Source organism: Cupriavidus yeoncheonensis (assembly GCF_905397275.1).
In the GTDB taxonomy this organism is placed as follows: domain Bacteria; phylum Pseudomonadota; class Gammaproteobacteria; order Burkholderiales; family Burkholderiaceae; genus Cupriavidus; species Cupriavidus yeoncheonensis.
In genome coordinates, this window is record NZ_CAJPUY010000011.1 from 228,795 (window position 1) to 244,104 (window position 15,310).

Sequence of the window (15,310 nt, forward strand, 5' to 3'; positions counted from 1 at the left end):
GGGTGCATTCCGGCACCTGCCGGATTCTCTCTGGAGATGGAATCGGATGCGTTGGCTATTCGGCGTGATCGGTCTGGTGATCGGGGCTGCGGTCGGCGGCATTGCCGGCGCCGCGCTCGGCGCGGTGCTGGGCTTTGGCTTCGGCTTGATGGTGACCGATCGGCCGGGCCCGTCCAATGCGTCGGCAGGTCCACGCTGGCGCACCGACGCGGAAGGCAGGCCGGTCGCCGCTTCGCAGCCGGGACTCGCCAGCCGGGTCGAGAAGCTGGAGCTTGAGCTCCAGGCGCTGCGCAGGGAACTCGCCGCAATGCGCAGCGCGATGGTGGCCGGGGAAAGTGAAACGACGGCGCCGCATAGGGGGATCCCGGCAATCCCGGCGAACGAGGCGATTGGCGCCAAGCCAGGCGCGCCAGAGGACTCGCCGGGCGAGACCGGGCGTTCCGCTGCGCTGTCGGCACCGCCAGCGTTTGCCATCGAGGCCGGGGCGCCTGCGGAACCGACCGCCGCCGCGCCGCCGCCGTCACACCAGCGTCCCATGGCGCCGGACGAGATCGGACGTCTCTGGACCGCCGCCCGCGACTGGCTGCTGGGCGGCAACAGCGTGGTGCGCGTCGGCATCCTGATTCTCTTCTTCGGCGTGGCATTCCTGCTCAAGTACGCGTCTGACAACAGCCTGCTGCCCGTCGAACTGCGCATGGCGGGCGTGGCGGCCGGCGCGGTGGTGCTGCTCGGCCTGGGCTGGTGGTTGCGTGAGCGCCGGCCCGGCTACGCGCTGGTGCTGCAGGGCGGTGGCATCGGCGTGCTCTACCTGACCGTGTTTGCTGCGACGCGACTCTACGGGCTGCTGCCGCCGGCGCTGGCGTTTCCCCTGTTGGTGGTGGTGTGCGCGCTGGCGGCCGGCATCTCGATCCTGCAGGACGCGCCGGTGCTGGCGGTCACGGGCAGCGTGGGCGGCTTTCTCGCGCCGGTGCTGATTTCCACCGGCGCGGGCAGCCACGTGGCCCTGTTCAGCTACTACGCGCTGCTCAACGCCGGCATCCTCGCGATTGCCTGGTTCCGCGCGTGGCGCTCGCTGAATCTGCTCGGCTTCGTCTTTACCTTCGTCATCGGCACGGCGTGGGGCGTGCTGCGATACGAGCGGGCACTGTTCGCCACGACCGAGCCCTTCCTGGTTCTCTTCTTCCTGATGTACACGGGCATCAGCCTGCTGTATGCGTTGCGCCGGCGGGTGAAACTGCTCGGCTATGTCGACGGCCCGCTGGTGTTCGGCACACCGCTCGTGGCCATCGGACTGCAGTCGGCCATGGTGCGCGACATCCCTTTTGCCATGGCGTGGAGCGCGCTCGCGCTCGCGGCGTACTACCTGGCGCTGGCGGCCTGGCTGTTGCCGCGTCGTGCGCGGCTCGGGCTGATGTTCGAGTCGATGCTGGCGCTTGGCGTGATCTTCGCCACCCTGGTGGTGCCGCTGGCATTCGACGGACAGACGACTTCGGCAGTCTGGGCCGTCGAGGGCGCTGCCATAGTCTGGGCAGGATTGCGCCAGCGGCGGCGGCTTGCGGTCGGCACTGGCCTGGTGCTGCAACTGCTGGCGGGAGGCGCCTTGCTTTCGTCGGTGCTGTCGGCGCCGTTGCCGGAGTCCGTCTGGCCGATGCTGAACAACCGCTACCTCGGCACGCTCCTGCTTGCGCTGGCCGGCATCTTCAGCGGCTGGCAATTGCAGGGGCAGCGCACGCGTGCCGACGGGACGGCAGCCCTCGCGTCGGCCGGACCGGCGTCGGCCGAATCGAGTGCCGCGGATCCGGGTAGCGCGCGACCCGCCGACGCGGGGCCCGGCCAGTTCCTCGTGGAAGCCACCGCGCTGTCCGTCGTCGCCGGCATCTGGGGCCTGCTGTGGTGGCTCGGCGGCGCGGTGGCGGAGATCGACCGGTGGGCGACCCGCGACGGCTGGACACTGCGCACGGAAATCGAGGCGCTGGCCGCATTGGCCGTTGCCACCGGTTGGCTGTCGCATCTCGCCCGGCGTTTGCTCGCGTGGCCGCTCGCGGGCGTGCCGTCGCTGGCGCTGGGCCCGGTGCTTGGCCTGCTGGCGCTGTCGGTCTGCTTCGTCCCGGCGGCCTCTCCGCTGGGCGGGGCTGGCGCGCTGGTCTGGCTGTTGGCGTTCGCGGCCGCCTACCTGCTGCTCTGGCGCCAGCAACGCGAGGCGGCGGCATCCGACGCGATCCTCGGGCCGGTCCATGCTTGGCTTTTCTGGGTTCTCTGCGCGCTGTTGTCGACTGAAGCCTATTGGCGGCTGCGTGCCTATGTGCCAGAGGGCGCCTGGAGCTGGAGCGCCTGGGCGTTCGGCTATGGCGGCCTGCTGGCACTGCTGGCGGCATGGGGCTGGCGGCTGCGCTGGCCGGTCGTGCGTTATGTGCGCGCTTATCTGCTGTGGGGTGCCGCGCCGCTGGCCGTCCTGCTGTGGCTGTGGACGCTCGCCAGCATCGTCAGCGACGGCAACGCGGCGCCGCTGCCTTACGTGCCACTGATCAACCCGCTCGATGTGGCCCAGGCGCTTGCCTTGCTGTCGCTGCTGCTGTGGGGCAAGCGCCTCTCGGCGATGAACCTGCCCGGTACCTTCGGCGCCAGCCGCGCCGACTGGCTGCGCGGGATTGCCATTCTCGCCGCGGGGACCGTGTTCCTGTGGCTGAACGCGGTGCTGCTTCGCACGCTGCATCATTGGGCGGGCGTCCCTTATACCCTGAGCGGCCTGACGGGCTCCACGCTCGTGCAGGCGTCCCTGTCGGTGTTCTGGGCTGTGCTGGCGCTGGTCATGATGGTGACCGCCACGCGCCGGGCGGCGCGCATGCCGTGGTGGATCGGCGGCGTGCTGCTGATCGTGACGGTGGCCAAGCTGTTCCTGCTCGACTTGTCGTTCGTGCGGGGCATGGAGCGCATCGTGGCGTTCATCGGCATCGGCGTGTTGCTGCTGTTGATCGGCTATTTCTCACCGCTGCCACCGAAGGCAAAGGAGTCTGCATGATGCGCAGGTGGATCGCCCTCGCCGCGCTCGTGCCGGCGCTGGTTCCGGCGCCTGGGCATGCCGAGCGCTTCCCGCTGACGACGGAAGGGAGCGCCGCGTTCTATACCGTCACGCTCGACGCGGGGGTGTACGCGCGCAGCCGGCGCGCCGGTCTTGCCGACCTGCGCGTACGCAACGGTTCCGGCGAGCCGGTGCCGTACGCACTGGACCTGCCGGCGGCTGACGCAGCGCCATCGCCCGTGCTGCAAGAGGTGCCATGGTTCCCGCTGCCGCCCCTGGCACGACGCGGCACCACGCCATCCCTTGGCGTGGTGATCGGCCCGGATGGCGCTTTGCGCGCCGCAAGCGCGGCACCGTCCGACGTCGGCGCCGATACCTGGCTGGTCGACCTGAGCCGCTTGCGGCAGCCGGTGTCCGCGTTGGTGATCGGGCTCGGTGTCGGTGGGGCGGGGGGTGACTTCCGTGGCGAGGTCGATGTGGCGTCCAGCGACGATCTGCGTCAGTGGACCCCTGGCGGCAGCGCGCAACTGCTGCGTGCCAGCCGCGCTGGCGGCGTGCTGAGCCAGGATCGCATCGAACTCGGGGGCTTGCGCGCGCGCTACGTGCGGCTGACGTGGCGCGACACAGCGCCGGCTCCCGGTGGCGTCAGGGCCGAGACCACGGCCGTCGCAGAGGCCACGGCCGCTGCCGCATTTCAGTGGCGCGCGGGCCTGAAGGCGATGCAGGGCGGGCCCGGGGAGTACCTGTTCGATGCCGGCGGCCGCTTCCCCGCCGAGCGCGTGCGCATTCGGCTGCCACAGCCGAATACGGTGGTGACGGGAACGCTGCGGTCGCGGTCCGACGCGGGCGTCCCCTGGTCCCCCGTCGCCGAGGTCAGGCTGTACCGCCTGGCGGATCCCGCGGCAAGCGAGCCGGGCAGGGAGCAGCTAAGCGCGCCGCTCGTGATCCCCCGCAATACGGACCCGCACTGGCGCCTGACCCTGCAGAATGGCCAGGGCGGCCTGGGTGGCATGCCGGAGCTGGCGCTGGGCTGGCGACCCGCGACCGTCACGTTCGTGGCACGCGGTAGCCCGCCATTCGTGCTGGCCGTCGGCGAACCGTTGCCGCGCACGGGCGATGCCGGCCCAGTCGCGCGCGCCGACTTGCTGGTCGGCGCCGCGCCTGCCATCGGGACGGCGCGCATTGCCGGGCAAGTGGCGTCACCACCCGTACCGGCCGACTCCGATCCAGGGCGTCGCCACATGCTCGTGCTGTGGGCGTCGCTACTTGTGGCGGTGAGTTTGCTGGGGACCATGGCGTGGCGTCTGGCCCGCGCGGGCAGGCAGTGAGCGCACGCTGATGGAGCAAATGCCGTGCGCCGCGCTGCCGGAGCACAAGGTGAGCGAGGCCTTTATTCAGGTTCATCGCCGATTCGCGGGGCCAACGATCCGATGGCGAGATCGGCCATGAGCCGCCGTTCAGATATGTCATCAGTCGGACGTTCAGGCGTCAGTTCAGCCCTGTAACCCGTCATCCGATTACCGCGTGGCTGCCTGCCGACAGTAGCCGATTTACCGGGGGTGAGGTGATCCACGGGCGTTCGGCGGCCGAATTTTACGATTGTGAGCCTTATCGGAAACAGGGCGTTGACGGGTTGCTGGCAAGCGTCCTCTCGCCCCTGATCCGCTGCGCCTGTGCCAGCCGGCAGCAGACCCATCTGAGACATCCAACTGCTGGGAGACGAACGGATCTGCTGCGCAGGCCGCCCAGATCACGCAAGTTTTGGACGTTCTCTAGCCGCATCGCGTTGCCGTAAGGGCAGCCCCGAACGTGCTACTCGTCTGCGTGAACGTCGGGGCCGCGGTCTTTCACTGCACCGAAATAACCCCTTCGCGCGAGCGAGCCAGTATTGGCGAGATAAGACCGGTCATTTGACATTTCGGGACTGCTATTTGGTGTCTCGGGACAAAGCCAGTCAACAGCGGCGCCACTGTCTTCACATCAAGTAGCACGCTGCGCTAGTGTTCTCTTTTTCAGAACACGATTGCTCATCGTGCGTCATTGATCAGGCCTCCCCCTCCAACCATACTGCCCCGGACGAACACAACTGACTGGAGCATTCACGATGGAGCAATCGAAAGCAGGATTCCTGGTGGCGGCCTTCGCCGAGTTCTTTCCGGGCGCCACGGAAATCGGCTCGTATGTGGGCGGCAAGCTGATTCCGGGCAGCGGGGACGAAATCCAGTTGTTCGACCCCGCGACCGGCGAAAAGAGCGTCAGCTATCGCGACGCCGGCGCCGACGTGGCCGCGCTCGCCTGTATGGCCGCGCAAGAGGCGCAGAAGACCTGGTGGGGCATGACCCACGCCGCGCGCGGGCGCACCCTGTTCGCGGTGGCGGCGAAGATCCGCGAGCATGGCGAAGCGCTCGCGCGCCTCGAGTCGATCTCGACCGGCAAGCCGATCCGCGACAGCCGCCGCGAGGCCGAGATGGTGGCCGAGATGTTCGAGTTCTACGCGGGCTGGGCCGACAAGTTCCATGGCGACGTAATCGCCGTGCCGACTACGCACCTCAACTACACGCGCCGCGAGCCGTACGGGACCATCCTCCATGTCACGCCGTGGAACATCCCGATTCTGTCGTTCGGCTGGCAGGTCGCACCGACCATCGCCGTGGGCAACGCCGCGCTGCTAAAGCCATCGGAGCTGACGCCGTTCACGTCGCTGGCGGTCGCCTCGCTGGCCGAACAGGCCGGCCTGCCCGCCGGACTCGTCAACGTGCTAGCCGGCTACGGTCACACGACGGCGCAGGCGGCGATCGCGAACAGCATCGTGCGCAAGGTCGTCTTCGTCGGCTCGCCCGCAACGGGCGCAAAGATCGCCGAGTCTGCTGCGCGGCATCTGATCCCCTGCATCCTTGAACTCGGCGGCAAGTCCGCGAATATCGTCTTCGAAGACGCAAACCTCGACATGGCCGCAATTGGCGCCCAGGCAGCCGTCTACTCGGGCACGGGCCAGAGCTGCACCGCTGGATCGCGCTTGCTCGTGCAGCGCCGAGTCTACGACGAACTGGTCGACAAGGTGGCGGACGGCGCGCGCCGACTGCGCATCGGGCATCCGCTCGAATCGTCGACGGAGATTGGGCCAATCAGCAACCGCGGCCAGTACGAGCACATCAAGCGGATGATCGTTGCGGGCGTCGCAGAAGGCGCCCAGCTCGCGGCCGGCACCACAGATTTCGAGCCAGGCGGCTATTACGTCAAGCCGACGCTGTTCGCCGGCGTTTCGAACGCCATGCAAGTCGCCCGCACCGAGATCTTCGGACCCGTGATCGCCGCGATTCCGTTCGACACGGAGGAGGAAGCGATCGCGATCGCCAATGACAGCGAATTCGGCCTGGCTGGCGCGGTGTGGACCAACGACGTCGGCCGCGCGCACCGTGTGGCGGGCCAGGTGGACGCCGGCACATTTTGGATCAACGGTTACCGCTCCGTGCATGTTGCTTCGCCATTTGGCGGTTACAAGAACAGCGGCTACGGGCGCACGAGCGGCGTCGAGGCGCTTTACGAATACACGCAGACCAAGAGCGTGTGGGTCCAGACCGCCGCCACGCCCACGACCCGGGTGGGCCGTTCGTGACATCGCTGGGGCCTTTCGGAACATGGAACATAGCGAAACTTTTCGACTACGTGGTGATCGGCGCCGGCGAGTCGGGGCGCCACGCTTGCCACCAGACTCGCCGAGCGCAAGGCTGGCTCCGTGCTGCTGCTCGAGGGGCGCCCCGCGCGACCGCGACTTCTGCCAGCGAGCCTCGGGCGACTCGATGAGCCTGGATACTTCACCTCTTCCGCGTGGGCGCACCCATGCACCCGGTATCTACACGCGCGTCCTGGAACAGCATGGCATCGTGTACAACCAGCCCATCAGCCGTGAAATGCGCCGCACTTTATCCTATGTAGGACTTATGGATATCCCTAGAAGAAAGTCAAAATCACAAGCTATATGCTTCGTACACCTATATAGAAGTTACGGATTCAGTCATGCGAGTCGAAGTTCATCCACGATGATCTCGCCAGGCTGGTCGAGGAGTCCGTGCAGGCCAGGGCTGCAGCCTTGAAGGCGGTGCGTCCGCTGGCACGCGGAGAGTTCGTGCAGGTTCGACGTCGCCGATGCCGAGCAACTGGATGCAATGACTGAGTGCTACGGCGTCACCCACATCATCCACCTGGCGGCGCTCACGTAACTTTCTTTCAAGGCCGATCCGCGGCGCGTCGTTCGCGTCAACGCGCTGGGTGGGTGAACGTGTTCCTCACGTCCAAGGGCGCAGATTAGGGTAGTTCGCGGCATGCGGGGGCGCGCGTGGCGGAGTCTTCGGTGATTCTGATCCACGCCGCCTGCTGACCGCGAAACGGAGAAGAGCTGGATTGCGCCAAGCGATTCGTTGTGCCCGCGACGCCCGCAGACTCGATCAGCGGAGCTACAGGCGTCGCGATTCACTTCATGTCGGCTATTAGGAGGTTTGAAAAATGCGTCTGATGACTAAGCTTCGCAGCGTTGCCTGCGTCTTGGCGATGCTCTGCGCCGGCACGGGTATTGCCCATGCGCAAGAGTTTGCTGGCCGCGTGGTCAATGTGATTGTCAATTTCCCGGTGGGCGGGCCCACCGACCTGGAGGGGCGCGTTTTTGCGCAACATCTGCCGCGCTTTCTGAAAGGCACCAGCGCCGTCGTCGTTCGCAACGTTGCCGGAGCCGGCGGCATGATCGCCGTCAACCAACTCGGCGACGTCTCCGAGACGAATAACCTCAACATCGGTTTCTTTACCTGGGACCCGATGCAGCAGATCTTGAATCATCCGAACTTGCGGGTCAAATTCAACGACCTCAAGTTCATTGCCGGCATGGAGCAGACCAACCTGCTATACATTCGGCGTGACACCGCCCCGGGCATCGCCAAACCTGCCGACATTGCCAAAGTCAATACGTTTCGCGCCGCCGTGCTTTCGAACGGTTCGGACTGGTCGGCGTTGCGCCAGAGTCTGGCCCTTGATCTGCTCGGCGCCAAATACCGGATCATTCCCGGCTACAAGGGGACGCGTGAGGCCGAAGTGGCGCTGCTCCAGGGCGACATCCAGTTGGTCAGTAATTCCTTGCCCGGCTACAACTCCTTTGCCAAGCTGAATTTGGTGGACAAGGGCCTCGCGATTCCGCTCTTCCAGTACGAGCGCGGCGAAGGCAACCTCAGACGCAGTCCCAACCTGCCCGATGTGCCCACCTTCCTGGAGCTCTATCGCGAAGTCCACGGCTCCAATGCGAACCCTAGCGGGCCGAAGTGGGAAGCGCTGCAGTTCCTGAACCGGATCTCGCGCACGCCGCGGGTGATCTTCATGCCGCCTAATGCCCCCGACGCTGCCGTCGCTGAACTGCGCAGCGCCGTGGAAAGGATGGCGAAGGATCCGCAATTCATCGCGCAGTACGAAAAGGTGACGCTGGCGCCGGCACATTTCGTCCATGGTGCCGACGGCGAGCGCGTCATTGTCGAACTGAAAAGGTTGCCGCCGGAGATGGTGACCTTCTTCAACCAGTACATCGAGTCGAATTCATCGCGCTGAGCGCTAGCCAGCGCGGCCAACGGCAGCCGCGTGCACGCCGTCGCCGTGCGCGCACGCAGCGGCACTGAAAGGAAATGGGTATGGACGGAAACGATATGATGAATTTTGCGTTGCCGGAAGAACTGCGCATGCTGAAGGATTCGCTGCGCCGCTTTGTGAATCAGGAGCTCATTCCGGCCGAACTCACCGCACGCAAGGACGACAAGCTGATTCCCGAACTGCGTGCCCGCGTCGAGGCGTTCGGGAAAGAATTGGGACTCGACAAGTTCGATGTGCCCGTCGAATACGGCGGGCTGGGCTTCGGCCTGCTCGCCAAGACCATCGTGTGGTCGGAACTCGCCCGCACGGTGGCCTTGCCGGTGCGGGCAATCAATCCGTTCGGCGCGACGGTGTACCCCGTGCTCTATGAACTCGACGCTGCGCAGAAGGAGCGCTTTCTCTTGCCGACATTGCGCGGCGAATTGAAATGGTGCTTTGCCCAGACCGAGCCCGATGCGGGTTCGGACCCCGGAGGCATGAAGACTACCGCCGTGCGCGACGGCGATCATTACGTGATCAACGGTTTCAAGCGCTTCATCACGGGCGCGGCTGATGCCGATTATGCGCAACTGATGGCCGCGACCGACCGCACAAAGGGCTCGCACGGCGGGATCTCTGCCTTCATCGTCGACATGAAATCTCCCGGGGTCAAACTGCTGCGCGCACAGAAGATGCTGGTTGACGACACGCCCTGGGAAATCGCCTTCGACGATGTCAGAGTGCCGGTGGAAAATCGCATCGGCGCCGAAGGCGAAGGCTTCAAGCACGCACAGAAAGTGCTCACCGTACTTCGGGTGCGTCACGGCGCCAAGGCCTGCGGGGTGATGGAGCGCTGTCTCGAACTGGCCGCGAGCTACGCGAAGGAGCGGGTGACCTTCGACAAGCCGCTTGCTGAACGGCAAGGCGTGCAATGGTTGATCGCCGATTCCTACCTGGAGTGGCACCAGCTCGAACTGATGGTCAGGCACGCAGCGTGGAAACACGATCGCGGCGAGGACATTCGCACGGAAGCTTACATGGTGAAGAATTTCGGTGACAGCAAATCCTTTGAAGCTGCGGATCGATGCATGCAAGTCCACGGCGGTATCGGACTCTCGACCGAACTGCCGATCGAGAAGTTCTGGCGTGATCAGCGCAGCATGTTGATCACCGATGGGCCGACCGACGTTCTCAAGGCCGCCATTGCCCGGCATGCCTTGAATGTGTTCGGCTGATGGCACTGGTGCGCCGAGGCGCATTGCCGATCCAGGCAACTCATCGCGCCCGAATCTGTTTCCTTTTGGAGAACCCATGAATCCAAGCCGCATCCACGAACTCCTCGAGCCGTGGCTCGCGAGTGAGCCCGACCGCGAATTCATCCATCTCCCCGATCGCACTGTGACCTATGCCGAGGTCGGCGCGATGGCCAGCGCCCTGGAGACGGAAATGCTCGCCTTGGGCGTGCGCCCCGGCGATCGGGTGGTAATCGTGACGGAAAACTGCACCGAGCATATCGCCTTGCTGCTCGCTTGCAGTCGCGTCGGCGCCTGGTCCTCCGGAGTCAATGCCCGCATGGCAGCCGGCGAAGTCGATGCCTTTGCGCAATTGGTCGATGCGCGGCTGATCTACTTCACCACGGGGGTCTCTGCGGCGGCAATGACCCATGCCGGGCGCCACCAGGCCCGCTCATCGACGCTCGACGGACTCATGCACAGCGACGTGCGCCTTGAGGCAGTCGCCGAACAAGGCAGCGAAGCCGAGCGCGTCGCGGCGATCATCTCCACCTCCGGCACCACCGGAAGGCCAAAGGGCGTCATGGTGACCCACGCGGCCGTGCTGCATGCCGCGCGCGTCTCATGCAAATCGCGCGGCCTGGGTCGCGACGATCGCCTGTGCTTGTTCGTGCCGATGACCCATATCTTTGGCCTTGCCGCCGTGCTGGCCTCGTCGCTCCTTTCGGGCGCAACATTGGTCTTGCAGCAGACTTTCTCTGCCGCTGATGTGCTCGACGCACTCGCCCATCATCGGGTCAGCCAACTGCAAGGTCCGCCGGCGCTGTATTCGCGCCTCCTTGCCCACCTCGAGACGCATGGCATTGACCGGCCATCAGCGCCGCATCTGCGCTACATCTACACGGGAAGCAGTCCACTCGATATCGCGCTGAAGGAGCGCGTGGAGGCTTGTTTCGGCCTGCCGCTGCACCACGGTTATGCGAGCTCGGAAGCCCCGGTCGGCTGCGCCACCACAAGCAACGTGCGGCGCCAGGACACCGCCGCAGGCTATCTCCTGGAAGGCATGTCCATTCGCATCGTGGACGCCAACCATCGCGATGTAGCGGTAGGAGAGACCGGGGAGATCTGGCTCGCCGGGCCGTATCTGACGCCAGGTTACTTTCGAGATCCCGAGGCTACCCGGCAGGCGTTCCGTCCCGGCGGCTGGTATGCCACCGGTGACCTTGGGCGGCTGGGGCAGGACGGCGCGCTGTTCATCGTCGGCCGACTGAAGGAGCTCATCATCCGCTCCGGCTTCAATGTGTATCCGGCAGAAGTGGAAGCGGTGCTCAATCAGCATCCCAGCGTGCGGCGCTCGGCGGTCGTTGGGCAGCGAGAGCCTGATGGCAACGAGAGGGTGATCGCCTTCCTCGAGCTTCGCGACGGCATGGGTTTTGATGAGCAAGCACTGCGCGGCTACCTGCGGGAGCAACTGGCGCCCTACAAGCAACCGGCACTGTTTCGCGTGCTGCCCTCCATGCCGATGACTGACACCGGCAAGTTGCTCAAACGAAATTTGCTCGCCCACGTCGATGCAGTGGCGCAGGGATGACCGGGCTGTTGCCCTCGTGAAATGAACGAACCATCGAAGGAGAAAGAAATGAGCAAGGAAGTAGTGAGTTATGAACTCGATGGCGACGTTGCCATTATCGGTCTCAACCGTCCGGAAAAGCGTAATGCCTTCAACGACGAATTGCATAAGCAGTTGCATACGGCGGTGATGCGCGCGGGTGAAGAGGCCAGGTGCGGCGTGCTGTTCGGTCATGGGGAGTGCTTCAGCGGTGGGCTGGATCTCGCCTACGCCGCGTCGATGTGGGAAAGCGGCCAGGACCACAAACTGCCCTATCCTCGCAATTACGACACTGAGCTGATCGCTCGGGGCAGGATACCCTTCGTCTCTGCCTTGCATGGTGCCACCATCGGTGGCGGCTTCGAGGCCGCGGCCAGCACCCATATTCGGGTCGCCGACGAAACGGCGTTCTTCGCCCTGCCTGAAGGCCAGCGTGGCATCTTCGTCGGCGGCGCCGGTTCGGTGCGGATCAGCCGGCTGATCGGGACCGCCCTCATGACGGATTTGATGTTGACGGGACGCGTGCTGAACGCCGACGAGGCGCTGCGCTTCAACGCGGTGCAGTATGTGGTGCCCAAGGGGCAGGCGCTGGAGAAGGCCGTCACATTGGCCCGGCGCATCTGCGCCAACGCGCCGCTGACCAATTTCGCCATCACCAATGCCTTGCCGCGCATCCGGGATATGTCTTACGACGATGGCATCTTCGTCGAGCGGCTGGTCAGTGAATATACCCTCAGCCCCGAAACGACCGCGCGTCTGAGCGAGTTCCTGAACAAGAAAGCGGCGCCCATCAAGGCGCCGGGAGGGGAAGGGGCGCTGTGAACTGCCTACGCGAATCGGCGATCGTCGCTTATGCCGAAACCAAGATCATGGAGAAGAGCGACCGCGACGTCTGGGAGCTTGATGCCGAGGTGCTCGACGCCTTGCTCGAGCGCAGCGGCTTCGAGAAGGCGGAGATCGACGGCCTGGTCATGGCCGGGTTCGGGCTGACAGCGGCGGGTGAGAGCTTCTGGGCACAGGTTACGGCCGACCAGCTCGGCCTGGAACTCGACTACTGCGACCAGGTGCATATCGGCGGCTGTTCAGCCACCGGCAGCGTCGCACGTGCCGCGGCAGCGATCGATGCCGGCCTGTGCACCACGGTCTTGCTGCTGTTCGCCGATACTGGCGTGGCGGAAAACAACCGAGGTGACCGAAGTTTCCGCCGCGAGTGGGCTGATCCGTACGGTGTATTCGGCCCCCCCGACGCTTTCGGCTTGCTGACGCGGCGCTACGAGCATCAGTATGGACTTGACTACGAGATGCTGGGCAAGCTCGCGGTCACCCAGCGTGCCCATGCCATGTTGAACGACAACGCCTGCGAGAAGCTGCGCAAGCCGATTACTATCGATGACTACCTCAACTCGCGCATGATCGCCGACCCGATACGTCTGCTCGATTGCGTCATGCGCTGCGACGCCGCTTCCGGCCTGCTGATGACCAGCAGGCGACGCGCCAGGGAAAAGGGCATCGACAAGTTCGTCACACCGATCGGCTACGGGGAGCGAACCAACTTCCTGGGTGGGGAGAACTTCGTCGATGTTACCCGCAGTGGCCACGAAGTTTGCGGCAAACGCGCCCTCGCCCAGGCAGGAATCGCGCTCAGGGATGTTGCATCGTTTCATCCCTACGACGATTTCATCATCGCGATCATGCTGCAGCTCGAGGCGTTCGGCTTTTGTGGGCCTGGTCAGGGCGTGCAGTTCATCCGCGAAATGAACTTTGCCTTCGATGGTGATCTACCGTTGAATACCGGCGGCGGCCAGATCTCGGCGGGGCAAGCGGCATGCTGTTCGCACAACCTGACCGAGGCAGTGAGGCAGTTGATGGGCGAGGGCGGTGCGCGTCAGGTAAGGAATACCGCCAATGCGCTGGTGAGTGGCATCGGCTGGATCAATTACTCGCGCAACTGGGGCACGAGCAGCGCCCTGGTCCTGGCTCCCAACGCATGATCAATACGCGAGGCGACAATGGCAACAGCTACTCCCGATCTTCTCAACGATACCTTTGATGTCAGGCGCGCGATCAAGCCATCCAGATTCACGCAACCATTCTGGGCGGCGACACGCGAGAAGAAATTGGTCATCCAGTACTGCCGGGCAACCGGAAAATATCAGCATTACCCGCGCCCAACCAGCATCTTCACCGGCCGCAAGACCGACATTGAATGGCGCGAGGTCTCGGGTCGCGGCGAAATTTTCTCATGGACCGTGGTGCGGCGCGGCGCCGCGGCTTTTCGTGGGCACGAGCCTTATGTGGTCGCGTCGGTGACCCTCGATGTCGGCGTCAATGTGATTGCCAACCTGGTCAATTGTGCGCTGGATGAGGTTTGCATCGGCATGAAGGTCGTGCCCTACTGGCTGCCGATAGACGATGGCATGCACCTGCTGATGTTTCAACCGGAGCGGTAGAGGACTGGCAGCGGAGCATAGGAATTTCAAATGCCCTGGGCAAGCAAGGCGCAAGGCCCAAGACGGGCTCGGGACGGCCTCGGACCGGCCTGCGGCGGCCTGATGTGCCTGGATTCGGGAGCCTGTCCAGAATTTTGTGTGAGGCAAGACACGACCTACCGGAGCATTTGTACCAGGCAGAACGAAGCAGAAGAACGCGGAGATCGCCGGCATGAGCGCGACACTGCCGAAGATCCCTGAAGAGCTGATACAGATACTCCCCAATTCCGCTGGCGTGCCAGAATAGGCGCCTACACGCCACGTCTGGGACGACCGCATGCCAGCCCCCTACACCGAAAGCCGTATTGGTTACCTGTATGAAGCGGTGCGCTGTGGCACGGTGCGCGCCGCGGCCGACTTCCTGGACATCGCGCCCTCGGCCGTGAGTCGGCAGATCGCACTGCTCGAGGAGGAACTTGCCACGCCGCTCGTCGAGCGTAACAAGCGCGGCGTCAAACCAACCGAGGCAGGCGTGCTGCTGCTCGAGTACTTCTCCCAGCAGCGCGCCCATCAGGCCGATCTCGTTTCGAAGATCCAGGAATTGCGCGGACTGCGCCGCGGCAATGTCACTGTCGTCATGGGTGAAGGCTTCGCGTCGACGATGGTCGGCGGCCCGATACGGCAGTTCCGCGAAAGCCACCCGGAAATCTCGCTCACAGTTGACCAGTGCAGCACCAACGAAGTGGTGCGTCGCGTGGCCGAGGACGAGGCTGACATCGGGCTAGCGTTCAACCCGTCGCCCGACCCTAAGGTCGTCAGCCGCGCTGAATCGCGTCAACCGATGCAAGCGGTCGTTGCGCCGGATTTTCCGCTCGCCGGCAAGTTCGGATCGGTCACGCTGCAGGACTTGCTTCCTTATCCGCTGGCATTGACGCATCCGGAGCACGGCACGCGGCGGCTGGTGGAGGCGGCGATGCTGCTCGACCGCGTCAGACTGACGCCAGCGTTGACAACGAATTCGGTCACCTTGCTCAAGCTGTTCATCACCAACAATCTCGGCTTCACGTTTCTGACGAGGATCGCGGTTGCCCCTGAGCTGGAAGCCGGCCAATTGACGGCAATCCCAGTCGAGAACCGGTTGCTGCAAAGTCCGGAGGCTCAATTGATCACGCGCGTGGGCCGCCAGCTTTCGCCTGCTGCGAACCGGTTGCTGCAACGACTAGCGGCGCAGATCCATCAGTACGACGCGGCGGTATGACCGGCGCCCACATCTCAGGGCACGCATACGGGCCTGCGGCTGTTGCTCCTCTCAAGAAACAGAAGTGAAGGTGGTTGTGTTCATGTGGCCACCTCTATCGGATTGACCTGGAACCCGAGGGCCGTGGCCCGGCGTTTGAGCGCGGCAATACTGCGCTGG

The 15,310-nt window shown here is 64.7% G+C and carries 10 protein-coding genes and 1 pseudogene; all 11 read left to right on the forward strand.

Going from position 1 to position 15,310, the window contains the following annotated elements; genetic code table 11:
* The first annotated feature begins 46 nt into the window (after positions 1-46).
* Positions 47-3,019 carry a DUF2339 domain-containing protein gene (locus tag KHO22_RS17090; protein ID WP_211948337.1) on the forward strand — a complete coding sequence of 991 codons (2,973 nt, stop codon included), beginning with the start codon at positions 47-49 and terminating at the stop codon, positions 3,017-3,019.
* Positions 3,016-4,347, forward strand: a complete 1,332-nt coding sequence (locus KHO22_RS17095; RefSeq protein WP_230426907.1) for a DUF3999 domain-containing protein — start codon at positions 3,016-3,018, stop codon at positions 4,345-4,347. The genes KHO22_RS17090 and KHO22_RS17095 overlap by 4 nt, the downstream gene beginning before the upstream one ends.
* A 776-nt stretch (positions 4,348-5,123) precedes the next feature.
* The gene (locus KHO22_RS17100; protein WP_211948338.1) at positions 5,124-6,635 is read left to right on the forward strand and encodes an aldehyde dehydrogenase family protein; all 1,512 of its coding nucleotides are present in this window, start codon (positions 5,124-5,126) and stop codon (positions 6,633-6,635) included.
* 22 nt (positions 6,636-6,657) lie between these two features.
* Positions 6,658-6,942 (forward strand): annotated as a pseudogene (locus KHO22_RS32865) (hypothetical protein); the annotation flags it as partial.
* 580 nt (positions 6,943-7,522) lie between these two features.
* Positions 7,523-8,605 carry a Bug family tripartite tricarboxylate transporter substrate binding protein gene (locus tag KHO22_RS17105; RefSeq protein ID WP_211948339.1) on the forward strand — a complete coding sequence of 361 codons (1,083 nt, stop codon included), beginning with the start codon at positions 7,523-7,525 and terminating at the stop codon, positions 8,603-8,605.
* A gap of 80 nt (positions 8,606-8,685) precedes the next feature.
* Entirely contained in the window at positions 8,686-9,858 is a 1,173-nt protein-coding gene (locus tag KHO22_RS17110) for an acyl-CoA dehydrogenase family protein (RefSeq protein ID WP_052279384.1), read from the forward strand.
* A gap of 76 nt (positions 9,859-9,934) precedes the next feature.
* Entirely contained in the window at positions 9,935-11,446 is a 1,512-nt protein-coding gene (locus tag KHO22_RS17115; RefSeq protein ID WP_211948340.1) for a class I adenylate-forming enzyme family protein, read from the forward strand.
* A gap of 48 nt (positions 11,447-11,494) precedes the next feature.
* Positions 11,495-12,286, forward strand: coding sequence for a crotonase/enoyl-CoA hydratase family protein (locus KHO22_RS17120; RefSeq protein ID WP_039009507.1), 792 nt, complete (start codon positions 11,495-11,497; stop codon positions 12,284-12,286).
* Between the two features lie 47 nt (positions 12,287-12,333).
* A complete protein-coding gene (locus KHO22_RS17125) occupies positions 12,334-13,455 on the forward strand; it encodes a thiolase family protein (protein ID WP_230426908.1) in 1,122 nt (373 codons plus the stop codon).
* 18 nt (positions 13,456-13,473) lie between these two features.
* On the forward strand, positions 13,474-13,914 hold the full coding sequence (locus KHO22_RS17130) for a Zn-ribbon domain-containing OB-fold protein (protein WP_211948342.1): 441 nt from the start codon (positions 13,474-13,476) through the stop codon (positions 13,912-13,914).
* A 316-nt stretch (positions 13,915-14,230) separates the two neighbouring features.
* Positions 14,231-15,151, forward strand: coding sequence for a LysR family transcriptional regulator (locus KHO22_RS17135; RefSeq protein WP_211948343.1), 921 nt, complete (start codon positions 14,231-14,233; stop codon positions 15,149-15,151).
* Positions 15,152-15,310 lie beyond the last annotated feature (159 nt).

Bases quoted from the DNA above. Each gene is read 5' to 3' on its own strand.
- KHO22_RS17090 (WP_211948337.1), top strand. From the start codon at position 47: ATGCGTTGGCTATTCGGCGTGATCGGTCTGGTGATCGGGGCTGCGGTC.
- KHO22_RS17095 (WP_230426907.1), top strand. From the start codon at position 3,016: ATGATGCGCAGGTGGATCGCCCTCGCCGCGCTCGTGCCGGCGCTGGTT.
- KHO22_RS17100 (WP_211948338.1), top strand. From the start codon at position 5,124: ATGGAGCAATCGAAAGCAGGATTCCTGGTGGCGGCCTTCGCCGAGTTC.
- KHO22_RS17105 (WP_211948339.1), top strand. From the start codon at position 7,523: ATGCGTCTGATGACTAAGCTTCGCAGCGTTGCCTGCGTCTTGGCGATG.
- KHO22_RS17110 (WP_052279384.1), top strand. From the start codon at position 8,686: ATGGACGGAAACGATATGATGAATTTTGCGTTGCCGGAAGAACTGCGC.
- KHO22_RS17115 (WP_211948340.1), top strand. From the start codon at position 9,935: ATGAATCCAAGCCGCATCCACGAACTCCTCGAGCCGTGGCTCGCGAGT.
- KHO22_RS17120 (WP_039009507.1), top strand. From the start codon at position 11,495: ATGAGCAAGGAAGTAGTGAGTTATGAACTCGATGGCGACGTTGCCATT.
- KHO22_RS17125 (WP_230426908.1), top strand. From the start codon at position 12,334: ATGGAGAAGAGCGACCGCGACGTCTGGGAGCTTGATGCCGAGGTGCTC.
- KHO22_RS17130 (WP_211948342.1), top strand. From the start codon at position 13,474: ATGGCAACAGCTACTCCCGATCTTCTCAACGATACCTTTGATGTCAGG.
- KHO22_RS17135 (WP_211948343.1), top strand. From the start codon at position 14,231: ATGCCAGCCCCCTACACCGAAAGCCGTATTGGTTACCTGTATGAAGCG.